12 protein-coding genes are annotated in these 14839 nt (G+C 66.3%); 10 read left to right on the forward strand and 2 right to left on the reverse strand.

Features of this window, described 5'->3' with window-relative positions:
* The first annotated feature begins 14 nt into the window (after positions 1-14).
* From K3163_RS06390 to K3163_RS06435, 10 genes are all read left to right on the forward strand, one after another.
* Positions 15-2357 (forward strand): sensor histidine kinase, encoded by a 2343-nt coding sequence (locus K3163_RS06390; protein WP_221553550.1) that lies wholly within the window; start codon positions 15-17, stop codon positions 2355-2357.
* Positions 2354-2791 carry a tRNA (adenosine(37)-N6)-threonylcarbamoyltransferase complex ATPase subunit type 1 TsaE gene (gene tsaE, locus K3163_RS06395; protein WP_221428686.1) on the forward strand — a complete coding sequence of 146 codons (438 nt, stop codon included), beginning with the start codon at positions 2354-2356 and terminating at the stop codon, positions 2789-2791. Before K3163_RS06390 ends, tsaE begins: the two co-directional genes overlap by 4 nt.
* A complete protein-coding gene (locus tag K3163_RS06400) occupies positions 2788-3774 on the forward strand; it encodes an aminoglycoside phosphotransferase family protein (protein ID WP_221428685.1) in 987 nt (328 codons plus the stop codon). Before tsaE ends, K3163_RS06400 begins: the two co-directional genes overlap by 4 nt.
* Positions 3771-4493, forward strand: coding sequence for a nucleotidyltransferase family protein (locus tag K3163_RS06405; protein ID WP_221428684.1), 723 nt, complete (start codon positions 3771-3773; stop codon positions 4491-4493). Before K3163_RS06400 ends, K3163_RS06405 begins: the two co-directional genes overlap by 4 nt.
* Positions 4486-7512 carry a double-strand break repair protein AddB gene (gene addB / locus K3163_RS06410; RefSeq protein ID WP_221553551.1) on the forward strand — a complete coding sequence of 1009 codons (3027 nt, stop codon included), beginning with the start codon at positions 4486-4488 and terminating at the stop codon, positions 7510-7512. Before K3163_RS06405 ends, addB begins: the two co-directional genes overlap by 8 nt.
* The gene (gene addA, locus K3163_RS06415; protein ID WP_221553552.1) at positions 7509-10988 is read left to right on the forward strand and encodes a double-strand break repair helicase AddA; all 3480 of its coding nucleotides are present in this window, start codon (positions 7509-7511) and stop codon (positions 10986-10988) included. Before addB ends, addA begins: the two co-directional genes overlap by 4 nt.
* A 54-nt stretch (positions 10989-11042) precedes the next feature.
* Positions 11043-11363 carry a thioredoxin gene (gene trxA, locus K3163_RS06420; protein ID WP_221553553.1) on the forward strand — a complete coding sequence of 107 codons (321 nt, stop codon included), beginning with the start codon at positions 11043-11045 and terminating at the stop codon, positions 11361-11363.
* Between the two features lie 66 nt (positions 11364-11429).
* Positions 11430-12215: a LysR substrate-binding domain-containing protein gene (locus K3163_RS06425; protein WP_221553554.1), complete on the forward strand. Its 786-nt coding sequence runs from the start codon at positions 11430-11432 to the stop codon at positions 12213-12215.
* Positions 12216-12250: 35 nt separating this feature from the next.
* Positions 12251-12910: a hypothetical protein gene (locus K3163_RS06430; protein WP_221553555.1), complete on the forward strand. Its 660-nt coding sequence runs from the start codon at positions 12251-12253 to the stop codon at positions 12908-12910.
* Positions 12911-12921: 11 nt separating this feature from the next.
* On the forward strand, positions 12922-13452 hold the full coding sequence (locus tag K3163_RS06435; protein ID WP_221553556.1) for a GNAT family N-acetyltransferase: 531 nt from the start codon (positions 12922-12924) through the stop codon (positions 13450-13452).
* On the opposite strand, the gene K3163_RS06440 is transcribed toward K3163_RS06435, so the two are convergent.
* Together K3163_RS06440 and K3163_RS06445 are read right to left on the reverse strand one after the other, a co-directional pair.
* Positions 13449-14045, reverse strand: a complete 597-nt coding sequence (locus K3163_RS06440) for a GNAT family N-acetyltransferase (RefSeq protein WP_345719708.1) — start codon at positions 14043-14045, stop codon at positions 13449-13451. The genes K3163_RS06435 and K3163_RS06440 overlap by 4 nt on opposite strands.
* A 10-nt stretch (positions 14046-14055) precedes the next feature.
* On the reverse strand, positions 14056-14763 hold the full coding sequence (locus K3163_RS06445; protein WP_221553557.1) for a helix-turn-helix transcriptional regulator: 708 nt from the start codon (positions 14761-14763) through the stop codon (positions 14056-14058).
* Positions 14764-14839: the final 76 nt, after the last annotated feature.

The raw sequence follows: 14839 nt of genomic DNA on the forward strand, positions 1-14839 counted from the left end.
ATAGCTCGCAATTGATGGAAAACTCCTCCGTATTCCTGCCCATCATCGGCCTGCTGCTGGCGCTGTGGACCGGCGCGGCTGTCTGGCTGATGCTGAAGGCCAGCCGCGACAGCCAGGCCGCGGCAGGCCACAGGAAGGCCGCGCGGCGCTTGTCGCGCATGGTCGAGGAAGGCCCCGCGATCCCGCTGCTTGTCCGTGTCGACGGACGGATCGAGGCCCCGGACCGCTTCGCCCGCTGGATCGGGCTGGACAAGGTCCCCGAATATCTCTCCGAACTCGCAGGCGGCGAGGACATGGGCCTCTCCGAGGAACAGGTCGAGCAGCTCTCGGCCAATGTCCGCCGCACGCAGAAAAGCGCCAAGCCCTTCAAGATGGCGCTGCGCCCGCCCGGTTCGCGCAAGTCGCTTGCCCTGCGCGGAGCGCTCGCTGACCCGGCCGTATCGCCCAGCGGCGCGGCGCTGATCTGGGTCTTCGATTTTACCGAAACTGAAGACGAGCTCGCCCGCCTCGGCGAGGAAGCGGCGCGTGCGCGTGACGATTTCGGCGCGCTGGTCGGCCTGATCGAGGCTGCGCCCATGCCGATGTGGTTCCGCGGCGCGGACATGCAGCTGCGGCTGGTCAACAAGGCCTATGTCGAAGCGGTGGGCGCCAAGAGCGCTGACCAGGTCGTCGCCGAACAGATCGAGCTGGTCGAGAAAGTCGGCGGACGCAGCGCCGCGCAGGTCGCGCAGCAGGCGGCCGACCGCCGCCAGCCGATCGAACGTATCCTCTCCGCGACGATCAACAACGCGCGCCGCACGATCCGCGTGACCGACCTCCCGCTCGTGGGCGAGGGGATTGCCGGATACGCGGTCGATATCGAGGAAATGGAAGAGCAGGCGCGCGAATTCCGGGCCTTCCGCGAAGCGCAGCGCTCGATGCTCGACCAGCTGTCGATCGGGGTGGGGCAGTTCGACGCGCAGCACCGGATGACCTTTGCGAACCAGCCGTTCCACCGCGTCTTCTCGCTGCCACCCGGGGTCGTCAACGAACGCACGACCTTCGAGCAGATGCTGATGATCGCGCGCGAGAACGGCCGCATTCCCGAGGTCCGCGACTTCCCAGCATGGCGCAAGGAGCTGGCCGAGTGGTTCCAGCTCGACGAGACCGAGGAAGTCGCCTGGCCGCTGCCCGATAGTACGCACCTGCGCCTCGTCGCGCAGCCGCTTCCAGATGGCGGGCTCGTCCTCATTGCAGAGGACCAGACCGAACAGCTCGCGCTTTCCGCGACGCGAGACACGCTCCTGCGCACCCGTACGGCCACTTTCGACAGCCTGTTCGAGGCGCTCGCCGTCTTCGCGCCCGACGGACACCTGGAGCTGTGGAACCGCGGCTTTCCGCTGGCATGGGGGCTTGAAGGCGAAGTGCTCGACGGACACCCGCAGGTCGATGAGTTGCTCGAGGCGATCGCGGGCCAACTCGCCGATCCCAAGCAGATCACCGAGATCGGGCAGACGATCCGCTCCGCCACGCTCGACCGCAAGAACAGCCGCGGGCGCATCGCTCTGGCCGACGGGCGCACGCTCGACTACGCGGGCGTTCCGCTGCCCGACGGCAACGGCCTCTTGACCATTCTCGACGTCACCGCCTCGCAGCAGGCAGAAGAGGCGCTGCGCGAACGCAACCGCGCACTCGAAGAGGCTGATGCGGTGATGACCCGTTTCCTCGCCAACATGTCCTACGAGTTCCGCACTCCGTTGACCTCGATCGGCGGCTTTGCCGAGCTCCTTGCGCAGGGCATTGCGGGCGAGCTGACGCCGCAGGCGCAGGAATATGTGCAGGCGATCACCATGTCGGTGGGCAAGCTCACCGCGCAGGTCGAAAACGTGCTCGACCTATCGCAGTCGGAAGCCGGCCTCATGCCGCTGCGCAAGTCCAAGCTCGAGGTGCTGCCTTTCATCGAGCAGATCGTGCGCAAGCGCGAGAGCCGGATCATAGAAAACGGGCTGACGCTCGATGTGAAGGGCAATGCCAACAAGGTCGTCGAAGCCGACCGCCAGCAGATGCAGCGCGCCATCGGCCACCTGCTCGACAATGCCATCGCCAATACGCCGCGCGGTGGCCGTATCCTGATTGACATCGCCAAGCGTCGCGGCCTCAACCGGATCGTGATCTCGGACAATGGCGCAGGGATGAGCCAGCACGAGCTTGCCCGCGCGCTCGAAGGCATTCGCATGAGTGCCGACGGGAAGGGTATCGAGCGCCGCCAGGGGCTCGGCATCCCGCTCGCCCGCCAGCTGGTCGAGGCCCATGGCGGCACGCTCGACATCCAGAGCCGCAAGAACGCGGGCACCACTGCGACGATCACGCTGCCGTGACCGTCGACCTTCCCGATCTTGCGGCCATGAAGGGCTTCGGCGCGCGCATTGCCGAACGGCTCGAGCCGGGCGATGTGGTGGCGCTCACGGGCGGGCTGGGCGCGGGCAAGACCACGCTCGCACGCGAGATCATCGCCGCGCTCGGCCACGAAGGCGAGGTGCCGTCCCCGACCTTCACGATCATCGAGACCTACGATCATTTGCGCCTGCCGCTGGTGCATGCCGATTTCTACCGGCTGGAGGACCCGTCAGAAGCGCTGGAGATCGGTCTCGACGATTATCGCGAGGGTGCCGCGCTCATCGCCGAATGGCCCGATCACGCGGGCGGCTTCGAACATGAGGCGGGCTGCCTCTCGATCACGCTGGAAACCGTGGGAGAGGGCCGCCAAGCCATTGTGAAGGGAGGCAAGGCTTGGCAAAGCCGCATGCCATGAGCGCGCTACCCGACGGCATCCACAATTTTCTTGGCGACACCCAGTGGGAGGGCGCCGAAATCGCCCCGCTGGTGGGCGATGCCAGCTTCCGCCGCTATTTCCGCCTGAAGATGGGCGGCAAGACCGCGATGCTTATGCACGCCCCGCCGCCGCACGAGGATCCCAAGCCCTTCCTCCATGTCGCGCGCTGGCTGGAGGAAAGCGGCATGCGTGGACCGGCCATCCTTGCCGAGGATGCGGCCAATGGCTGGGTCCTGACCGAGGATTTCGGCGATACCCGAATGAAGGAGTGGATCGACGACAATCCGCAGGGTGAAGCGGAGGTCTATGCCAAGGCGATCGACACGCTGGTTCAGCTCCACCAGCTGCCGCCCGGGCCTTTCGAACCCTACGATGTCGCGGTCTACCAGCGCGAGGCAGGCCTGTTCACCGAATGGTATTGTCCGGCAGCCGGTCTCGATGTCGACGAGATGGGCTGGAAGGCCGCCTGGGACGTGGTGCTGTTCCCGCTGATGGAGCGCCAGCAGCCCGGCGTCACCGTGCTGCGCGATTACCATGCCGAGAACATAATGCTGCTCGAGCCGGGCAAGCTTGCCGGCGAGCAGGGGCTGATCGATTTCCAGGACGCGCTGGTCGGACACCCGGCCTATGACCTTGTCAGCCTGCTGCAGGACGCACGGCGCGATGTCTCCCAGCAACTCGAACACGACATGATGTGCCGCTATCGCGCCGCCGCCGATCCGGGCGAGCACTTCGAAGCCGATTACGCTCGGCTCGGTGCACAGCGTAACGCCAAGATCGTCGGCATCTTCACGCGCCTCTACAAGCGCGACGGCAAGCCGCGCTATCTCGACATGATCCCGCGTGTCTGGGCCGCCATGGAACGCGACCTCTCGCATCCGGCGATGGAGCCGGTAGCTGCCTGGTTCGATACCAATATCCCGCGCTCGCTTCGCGACGAACTGGGAGGCAAGATCGCATGAGCAAGCTGGTGTCCGACACCGCCATGATGATGGCTGCCGGTCTCGGCAAACGCATGCGGCCCCTGACGGCCACCACGCCCAAGCCCATGGTACGCGTTGCGGGCAAGCCGCTGATCGATCGCGCGCTCGACCGGCTGGAAGATGCCGGCGTCGACAAGGCCGTGGTCAATGTCCACTACCTTGCCGAGACGATCGAGGCGCATATCAAGTCGCGCAAGGCGCCCGCGGTGACCTTCTCCGATGAGCGCGAGCTCCTGCTCGAAACCGGCGGCGGCATGGTGAAGGCGCAGCAGGCGGGATTGCTTCCCGATCCCTTCTTCGCCTGCAATGCGGACAGCATCTGGCTCGACGGGCCGCGCAATGCCTTTGCCGACCTTTCTGCGGCGTGGGATCCCGACAGGATGGATGCGCTTCTGCTGGTCGTGACCCATGCCCGCGCACACAATTTCGACGGGACGGGCGATTTCTACATGGATGGCGCCGGACGGCTGAAGCGCAAGCTTCCGGGCCGGATCGCCCCCTTCATCTACACCGGCATCCAGCTGGTCTCGCACCGCCTCCTGCGCGATGCGCCAGAGGGCAAGTTCTCGACCAACATCCTGTGGGATCGCGCGATCGAGGAGGATCGCCTGTTCGGCGTCGCCTTCACCGGCATGTGGTACGAGGTCGGCACGCCGCAGCACATCAAGCCTACCGAGGAGGCGTTGACGGGTGGCTGAAGAGGGCAGGGTCGCAAGCCAGCCGAAGGTCTATTCCATCGCCGCGCACCGCGGTTTCGCCGATGCGCTGGTCGCGGGACTGGTCCCGCGTTACGCCGATCCCGAGCTGGGCCTGGCGAAGCTCACCCTTCTCTTGCCAAGTTCGCGTGCGCGCCGGACCGTGTCGGAAGCCTTCATCCGCCATGCGGGTGAGACGGGGCACAGCGGATTGCTGATGCCGCGCATGGCGGTGGTGGGCGATCTCGACCTCGACGAGGCGCTTGGCCCGTTGCTCGACCCGCTCGGGGCAAGCGAAATTCCGCCAGCCATCGACCCGCAGCGCCGCCTGTTCGCGCTGGCCGGACTTATTGCCGAGGAAATGGGCGACGATGCACTCAAGGGCGCAACGCTGCTCCGGCTCGCTCGCGAGACCGGCGCCACCATGGACCGGCTGCTGGTCGAGGATATCGGGCCCGAACAGCTGGTCGACGAGAAGGTGGTCGACATCTTCCCCGACCTGTCGAAGCACTGGCAGGATTCGATCCGGCTTTTCGCCAATGTGCAGGCAAAATGGCTCGCGTGGCTGGGCGAGAACGGCGTGCTCGATGCTGCCGCGCGCCGTAACCGCCTGTTTGATGAAGCAAGACAGGCATGGAAGGCCTCGCCGCCCGACACGCCCATTGTGGCCGCCGGTGTGACCAGTGCCGCGCCCGCTCTCGCGAAGTTGCTACGGGTTGTGAGCGAACTGCCGCAAGGTGCGGTAATCCTGCCCGATTTCGATCTCACGATGGATGCCGATGTCTGGGACGAACTGGGCCGCGCGGGGGCTGCTCCGACGCCGGCCGATACGGTCTTCACCCGCGATGACGCGGTGACGCATCCGCAATATCACCTCAAGCTCTTGCTCAACCGCATGGGCGTGGGCCGCGAGGAAGTGCAGCCCTGGCACCGCAAGGGCATGACGGCCGCGCCGCCCGAGCGCAGCCACGCGATTTCCGCCGTCTTCCTGCCGCCCGAGGCGAGCAAGGCCTGGGTCGATCTGCCGGCCGAGAAACGCCGCCTCTCTGGTGTGCGCATCATGCAGGCCGCCAATCCCGAAGAGGAAGCGCAGGCGATAGCGCTCCTGGTGCGTGAAGCCCTGGCCGAGCCGGAAAAGCGCGTCGCGGTGGTCACGCCCGACCGTCCGCTTGCGCGCCGCGTCGTCCACCACCTCTCGCGCTGGAACATCGTCGCCGACGATTCCGCCGGTCGCCCGCTTTCGCAGACTGCCGCTGGCCGGGCATTCCTGCTTGCCGCCGAGGTCATGTCCGAAGGGGCGAGGGCGGTTCCGCTGATGGCGCTGCTCGGCCATCCGCTGGTCGATGGCGGGATGGAGCGCGGTGTCTGGCTGCGGCGGGTGCGCCGTCTGGAGCGTGCCATGCGCGGCCCGCGCCTTGCACCGGGTCTCGAACCGGCACGCGCGGAAGTCGCCAAGCTGGCCGAGAAACGCCCCGAGATCGCCGAATGGTGGGAGGCAGCGGAAGAGACGCTCCTCCCGCTGGTCGAGATCGATCGCGATGCGCCTGCAAGTCTTGCCGACCTGATCGACACTCTGGCGGCCTCGGCCGAGGCGCTGTGCGGCGAGAAGCTGTGGGCGCAGGAGGACGGACGCACGCTTGCAAGCTTCGTCGAGGAATTCCGCCTCCACGCCCGCGAGGCCGGCTTTGCCGTGGCCCCGCGCGATGTCGCGACCGTGCTTGCCGATGCGATGGAAGAGCGCGCGGTGCGCCCGCCCTATGGTGGCCATGCGCGTGTGCAGGTGCTCGGCCTCCTCGAGGCCCGCATGAACCGCGCCGACCTCGTGATCTGTGCGGGGCTCAACGAGGGCATCTGGCCCGCGCGTGGCAGTGTCGACGCTCTGCTCGCCCCGCCGGTGCTGCGTGCGCTGGGCGTGCCCGGCGGCGATTTCCGCATCGGCCTGTCCGCACACGACCTTGCCGGAGCGATGGGCGCGCCCGAAGTGGTTCTGAGCCGCAGCGAGCGCGACGAGGGCGGCCCTGCCATCCCCAGCCGCTTCCTCCTGCGCGTTCAGGCGCTGCTCGGTGAATTGCTGCCGCGCTACGAGGACCACGAGATCATCGAACTCGCCCGCACCATGACGCACGCCGCGCCCGCGCCCGAATATCCGCGCCCGAAGCCTACGCCCAGTGCCGACCAGCGCGATGTCGATATCTCGGCTACCGCGCTCGACCGCTTGCTGGGCGATCCCTACCAATTCTTCGCTCAGAAGATCATGGGCCTCTCGGACCTCGACGCGCTCGACACCGATCCCAACCCGCTCTGGCAGGGCAACGTCGCCCACAAGATTCTCGAGCGCTGGCATATCGCGCGAAAGTCCGATGCTGCCGCACGCATCGCCCCGATCATGGAGCAAGTGCTCGACGAGGAGAACGCCGATCCGCTGGTCCGCGGCCTTTGGCAGCCGCGCCTCCAGAAAGCGCTCGAATGGATCGAGGAGACGGTCACCAGCTATTCTGGCCGCGAGGTCGTGGCGGTGGAGGCCAGGGGTGCGATGCATTTCGACGATGTCTTCGTCCACGGCCGCGCCGACAGGATCGACCGGTTGGAGGACGGCACGCTCGCCATCGTCGACTACAAGACCGGCAAGCCGCCGAGCAAGGCGATGGTGGAAGAGGGGTTTGCGCTGCAGCTCGGCATCCTCGGCCTGATCGCCGAAAGCGGTGGCTTCCCGGACGCGCAAGGGCAGCCCGGGGCTTACGAATACTGGTCGCTCGGCCGCGCGAAGGACGATAACCCGCATGGCTTCGGCTATGTCGAGGTTCCGCTCAAGCTTACCGACCGCCAGAAAGGCGTGCTGCCCGAGGACTTCCTGCCGCACACGCACACGAAACTGGGCGAGGCCATCGGCAAGTACATCAAGGGCGATGCACCGTTCACTGCGCGCGAGAACCCCGATTACCCGGCCTACGACACTTACGACCAGCTGATGCGGCTCGAGGAGTGGCTTCCGCGCCAGGCCGACGAGGAGGACGCTTCGTGAGCGGCAAGGTCCACAATCTCGAAGGCCCGCAGCGCGCATCGGTCGATCCGCGGAAAAGCGTCTGGCTGTCCGCCAGCGCGGGGACGGGCAAGACGCAGGTGCTCTCCGCGCGCGTGCTGCGCCTGCTGCTCGAACCGCATGCCGATCCCTCGCAGATCCTCTGCCTTACCTTCACCAAGGCGGGCGCGGCGGAAATGGCGGTGCGCGTCAACTCGGTGCTCGCGCGCTGGGTGCGGATGGATGCAGGCCAGCTGGCAAAGGAACTGGGCTATCTCGGCGCAGGCGTCGATCCGGATACGCAGGCCCGCGCTCGCTCGCTCTTCGCCCGCGTGCTCGATTGCCCGGGAGGTGGCCTCCGGATCGATACGATCCACGCCTTCGCGCAGTACCTCCTCGCTGCATTCCCGAGCGAGGCGGGCGTCCTGCCCGGTAGCCAGCCAATGGAAGATCGCGACCGCGACCTGTTGAGCCGCGATGTCCTCTCCGACCTGCTGGCGGAAGGCGAACCCGACATCGCCGAGGCAGTGGCCGAGATGAGCCGCCGCAAGGGCCCCGATGCCGTGCTCGGCTGGCTGATGCGCTGTGCGCGCCACAAAGAGTTGTGGGACCAGCCCGGCTGGCAGCACGGGCTTCGCGACCCGGTGCGCCGCCTGCTTGGCATTCCGGTCGATGCGGACGAGGGCTGGGTGGCCGAAGGCTGCTCGGACGAGAACTTCCCTGTCGACACACTGCGTGGTGCCCTACAGGCGATGGACGGGTGGAAATCGCAGGGCGCTGACAAGGTCCGCGAGTTCGTGCCAGCCTGGCTAGTTGCGAATCCCCAAGAGCGGTTCGAGCGTCTCGACGGCTTCTTCGACACGCTGCTGAAAAAGGATGGCGATCCGCGTGTCATGAAGGGCGCGGAGAAGAACGATCCCGATTTCGGCAACAAGCAGGCGATCATTGCCGAGGCAGTCCGAGCGGTAGCCGAACGCGCCGCACTGCTCGACCTTGCCGGCTTCCTCGCCCCGCAACTCGAAGCTGGCCGCGCCTTTGCCGAGCGCTGGGAAGAGGCCAAGGCCCGCGAAGGCCTCGTCGATTTCGACGACCTCATCCACCGCGCCGCGCGGCTCTTGTCCTCCAGCCAGATGGCCGACTGGATCCGCTACAAGCTCGACCGCAGCTTCGACCATATCCTCGTAGATGAAGCGCAGGACACCAACGAGGCGCAGTGGCAGATCGTGAAGGCGCTGACCGACGACTATTTCGACGGTCTGGGTGCGCGCGGCGATGCGATCCGCACCATCTTCACCGTGGGCGACTACAAGCAGGCGATCTTCGGCTTCCAGGGTACCAGCCCCGAGAATTTCCGCGCCGCACGCGACTATTTCCGCGACCGGATGGAAGAGGCCGCTCGCGCCGCCGAGGAAGCGCGCGCAAACGGCAGCGCGGGACGGCTGCAGGAACACGACCTCGAGCGCAGCTTCCGCACCAACCAGATCGTGCTCAGCTTCGTCGACGAGGCAATCCGCGCGATCGGCCCGGAAGGACTGGGCCTCGAAAAGACCGACGGCGAGCACAGGGGCAGCGACAAGCCGGGCCTCGTCACGCTCTGGAAGGACGTCCGCATCGCGGAAGGCGAGGACGAGGAGGGTGAGGAGGAGAACGGCTGGCTCGCCCGCCATGATCGCCTGATGGCCGACAGGATCGCGCGGCAGGTGGCTGAATGGCTCGATCCCGAGGGAGACGGCTTTACGCTGGTGAAGGAAGGCGCACCGCGCCGCGCAGGGGCGGGCGATGTCATGGTCCTCGTCCAGAAGCGCCGCGAGCTCGCCTCGCTGATCGTCGCGCGGCTCTATGCGCATGGCGTGCCCGTGGCGGGTGTCGACCGGCTCAGGCTGGGCAATCCGCTGGCGGTGAAGGACCTGATGGCCGCGATCCGCTTTGCCGCCCAGCCGCTGGACGATCTGACGCTTGCAAACCTCCTCGTCTCGCCGCTGATCGGCTGGAGCCAGGAGGATTTGCTGGTCTTCGGCTATCGCGAGAAGGGTATCCGGCTGTGGGAGCACTTGCGGGGCTCCGACCAGCCGCGCGTCGCCCGGACCGTGCACGATCTTCGCGAAATCCTGCGCCGCGCCGATTTCGACAGCCCGCAGCAATTGCTCCACTGGATCCTCGTCGGCCCGATGGACGGTCGGCGCAAGCTGGTCGCGCGGCTGGGGCGCGAGGCCAATGATCCGATCGACGAGCTTCTCAACGCCGCCAATGCCTATGCGTCGAGCCATGTCGCGAGCCTTCAGGGCTTCATCCGCTGGTTCGACGCGGGCGATGGCGAGTTGAAGCGCGAGGCGGGCGAGGGCGGTGACCAGGTCAAGGTGATGACCGTCCACGGGTCCAAGGGCCTGCAGGCCCCGATCGTCATTCTTGCCGATGCCGCGATCCGCCCCGATGCCTCGGGAGACTTGTCGCTGGAAGAAACACCGCTGGGTGCGGACCAGAGCAATGTCGTGCCGCTCCCCTCGCTCACCAAGGACGAGAAGGTAGGTCCGGTGCGCGATGTGGAGGACGAGAATGCCGCGCGCTCGATGCAGGAGCACTGGCGGCTGCTCTATGTCGCGATGACGCGTGCGGAAGAGGCGCTGTTCGTCGGCGGCTCGCTCGGTCCGCGCGATGCGAAGAACGGTCCGCACGAGGACAGCTGGTATGCGCGTTTGGCGCAGCTGTTCGAGGAAGGTGAGGGGCTGGAAGACCCGATCTGGGGCGCACGCTGGGAGGTGGGCGAGCGTGCCCCGCCGGTGCCTGTCGGTGCCAAGGCCGAGATCGCTCCCGCAATGGAGCTTCCCTTGTGGGCAAAGCAACCTGTCAGCCCCGAGCCGCGCCCGCCGCGTCCGCTGGCCCCCTCGGGTCTGGGCGAGGTCGAGGGCAGTGATCCGCCGCTCCCGCCCGAAGTTGCAGCCGGAGCCGCGAGGCGCGGCGTGCTCATCCACGCGCTGCTCGAGCGTTTGCCAGAGGTCGCGACGGACAAGCGCGCAGAGAAGGCGCGCGGCTGGCTCGCGCGGCAGGCTCCCGATCTGGACGATGCCGAGCGAGAGGAGATGCTGGCGCGCGCGCTCGCCATGCTGGAGGAGCCAGGCTTTGCCGACATCTTCGGTCCGGACGCGCTGGCCGAGATACCGCTCGCCGCCACTGTCGAAGGCCAGGTGGTGATGGGCACCGCCGACCGCCTGCTGGTCACGCCTGAGAAGGTCACCGTGGTCGATTTCAAGACCGCGCGGCGTCCGCCTTCCTCGCTCGAAGGCATTCCGGAGAGCACCATGCGGCAGATGGCCGCCTATGTGGCAGCGCTCGAGGCGATCTATCCCGGGCGCGCGGTCGAGGCCGCGGTGCTCTATACCCAGACGCCGCAGCTCATCGCCTTGCCGCAGGACAAATTGGCCGCCTACAAGGCCGCGTTTGCGGATCGGCAGGAAAGCTTTGCCCTCCCGCCGGTTGAGTAATTGCACGCGCCGCCCATATGGAGCGGCAAGATTTCAGATATCAGGAGTATTCCCATGGCCACCATCAACGTCACCGACGAAGGCTTCCAGAAGGACGTTCTCGAAAGCGAAAAGCCCGTTCTCGTGGACTTCTGGGCCGAGTGGTGCGGGCCGTGCAAGATGATCGCTCCGGCGCTCGAGGAACTGTCCGACGAGCTGGGCGACAAGGTCACCATCGCCAAGATGGACATCATGGAAAACACCGGCGTGCCCGGCGCGATGGGCGTCCAGTCGATCCCCTACCTCGTTCTGTTCAAGAACGGCGAGCCGGCCGCCCAGATGCGCGGCGCTGCGCCCAAGGGCCAGCTCAAGCAGTGGCTCGAAAGCGAGCTCTAAGCTCTCTCAGCCATCCTTTCGCCGCAATCTTGCGTTGCGGTGCAACATTGCTAAACGCGTGAGACCATGAAGCGCACGCATCTGCCCTTGAACGCCCTGCGCGTATATGACGCCGCTGCCCGGCACCTCAGCTTTACCCGCGCTGCGGACGAGCTGGCGGTGACGCCGGCCGCTGTCGGCCAGCAGATCCGTGCGCTTGAGGATCACCTCGGCACCGTCCTGTTCCGCCGCACCAGCAAGGGTCTGGAACTGACGCAGGAAGGCGCGGCGGGTCTCGACGCGCTGCGCGAAGGATTCCTGAAGTTCGAGGAAAGCGTCTCTGCCATGCAGGCGGGGCAGGCCTCGGACAGCTACACCATCGCCTGCCCGCGCGAATTCTACGCGCAGTGGCTCGCGCCGCGGCTTGCTCAGTTCTCGAAGGACAATCCCGAGATCAAGTTCGTCTTCGTGGCGGACGAGAACGCCGATTTCACCGAGGCGAACCTCGATTGCGCGATCCGTCTGGTCGACGGGCCGGGCGATCTCCAGGGCGTCGAACTCGCCGCCGCGCGCCGCGTGACCGTGGCAGCTCCCGGTGCTCCCGATCGCTGGATCGACTGGGGCCTCCCTCTGCAGGACGGCGTGCAGGCACATGTCACGGTGAGCAATGCCGGCCAGGCGCTCTCCGGCGCGATGGCGGGGCTGGGCAAGGCGATCCTGCCCGAACTGCTCGCCAAGGAAGCGATCGAGGCGGGCCAGCTCGAAGTGCTCGACGGACCCGAGCAGGGCACGCGCGCCTACTGGCTCGTCGCCCCCACGCCGCAATGGCGCACGAAGAAGGTGAAGGCTTTGGTCGCTTTCCTCGCGGGCTGACACGCGTTAGCATTCTCCGGCAACGGGGGTGCGCAATGGATTTCATGAAAATACTCAAGAGCCTCGAAGAGGCCTTGTACGAGGTAATGGTCTGGCTGGTGTTCTACCCGCTGACCTTCTGGCGCGTGCTGACGCAGCCGGCATACATGATGGCCTATGCCGCCCACGAGCTCGGTGACGAGGATGAGGACCGGTATTCGGACAAGCTCAGCCCGCCCATATTTCTCGCCATCACCCTCGGGCTGGCGCACCTGCTGGAACTGGGGCTTGGCTCCTCTGAATTAGAAGGCTTTCTCGCGGACGACAGGAACCTGCTCGCGTTCCGCATGGTCATGTTCAGCACGTTTCCGCTGGTTCTGGCGGTGCGGCTGTTGCGCAAACGCAGGGAACCGCTGGACCGCAAAGCGCTGAAGGGGCCATTCTACGCTCAATGCTACGTCGCGGCGCCGTGGGCCTTGGTCGTGGGCACCGTTCCGCTCCTGGCGTTCGCCTGGGGTGGGGCGACCCTGGACTCGCTAGGGGCAGCGCTCGGCGTGATCGGCGTAGCGGCTATCTGGTATCTTATCCTCCAGGCGCGCTGGTTTGCGCGGACGCTCGATTACAGCTTCTGGCGCGGCTTCGGCAGTGCGGTGTCGAGTTTCCTGCTGGCCATGGTGATCATTCTTGCCTTCGTCTCTGCGGTCGCTGCGGTCTAAGTGCGGGCGCCATGATCGACGTTCCCACTCTCAAGACCGACCGTTTCATCCTGCGCCCCCTCAGGCGCGAGGATGCTGCCGCCTTGTTCCCGACGCTCGGCGACGAAGGCCAGTGCCGCTATCTCACGCGCCCCGCTTTCGAGAGCGAGGAGGAGCTGTGGGGCTGGCTGTCCGATCCGGACTGGAACGGCCGCACATGGATTGCCGAGAATGGTGAGGGCGAAGTCGCCGCGCGCTTCGTCTCCGTGCCGGGGCACGAGGATGGCGTCGAGGAGATCGGCTACATCACCTGCGCGCACCGGCAGGGCGAGGGCGTGGCGCGCGAATGCACTCGGGCGCTGGTCGCACACCTCTTCACCGCCGACGGCCTGCGCAAGCTCACCGCCGAGGTCGATGCGGACAACACCGCCTCTGTCCGCCTGCTCGAGCGGCTCGGTTTTGCCCGCGAGGCCTTCTTCCGCGAGCACGAAACCACCCACATCGGCCTGCGCGACGTGATGATGTACGGATTGCTCGCCAGCGAGTGGTCGGCGCTCGGCTAGGCGCCTTCGAACGCCTCGAACACTTCCGCCATCCCCGGCGGGTCGCACTCGGCACGCAGCGCCTCGATCGCGCCTTCGACGTCCAGCTGGAACTGCATGACCCCGTCTTCGAGACCCTCGTAGGTCGCGCCCAGCGACTTGGCGAAGTCACGCGCGCTGCGGTTTTCGGCGAGGATGTTGACCGCGAAATGCGCCAGCCCCTCGCGCCGCGCGTCGATCAGGATCGTGGCGGTGAGCATCTTGCCGAGGCCGAGCCCGTGATAATCGTCGAGCACGCCGACGGAGAACTCCGCGCAATCCTCGTCCTCATGGTGGCGGAAGGCATGGACTGCGCCGATCGCAGGCTCGCCCTCATCGGCCGCATCGACCGCGCCCCAGGCGATATGCTCGTGCCCGTCGACCTCGGTGAGGCGCTCGATCACCCAGTCGGGAGGCGTGGCAGCGCCCGAGAAGAAGCGCAGGTAGCGCGACTGGGCCGACATGCGCGAAATCCCCACTCGCATCCGCTCCGCATCGCTCTGCGTAATAGAGCGGATACACACCGGATGCCCGTTCTCGAGCTTCGTGTGGATGACGATATCGGCGTTCTGCACGGGGTCGAGCCTACAACGCTATAAGCTTCAGTTTAAGGGCCTTTATCACCGCGCCCACCCGGTCGCTGGCGCCAAGCTTGGCGTAGATCCGGCGCACATACGTCGAGACGGTGTCGGGCGAGATACCGAGCACCTGTGCAATGACCGGGTTCGACTTGCCCTGCGCGATCAGTTCGAGCACCTCTGCCTCGCGCCGTGAAAATGCGATCTCGCCTTGCTCGACATTGACCAGCTGGCACACCCGATCATGCGCGGCGCGTGCGATGATGGTCAGCGCAACGATCTGCTCCACCTCGGGCACGTGTCCCTCGGGGAAACCGAAAGCACCATAGGCATCGCGGTCGTCGGGTCCGTAGAGCGGCACGCCGAAGCCGTTCACGATGCCGTACTCCTGCATGGCGGAAACGAAGGCTTTCACTTCGGGCGAATGTTCGACCCGCTCGAGCGCTTCGTCCCACGAGATGGTGTGACCGGCTTTCATCACGACATCGGGGATCGGATCGACGCTGCGGAAATCAGCGCTTTCGTAGAGATCTAGCCAGGCCAGGGAGAACCCTTCCGCCATGACCTGCGTCTCGCGAGAGACCTGCGAGGCGAAGACCGGCGTGAAGTGGTAACTGAACTTGTCCGCGCCGTAGGTCGCAGCAGCTTTCTTCAGGCTATCCCAGAGCGAGCCCACGTCGGGGCTCTCTGCGATTTCGGTGAAAAATGCTTCCATGGTTGGGCGACCGGGACTGGCTGCGGGTGACGTGGTATCATACTACTCATCGCCCGGAGCGCCAGTCCTGTCCGGT

The sequence above is a fragment of the Qipengyuania xiapuensis genome, assembly GCF_019711395.1.
Taxonomy (GTDB): Bacteria; Pseudomonadota; Alphaproteobacteria; order Sphingomonadales; family Sphingomonadaceae; genus Qipengyuania; species Qipengyuania xiapuensis.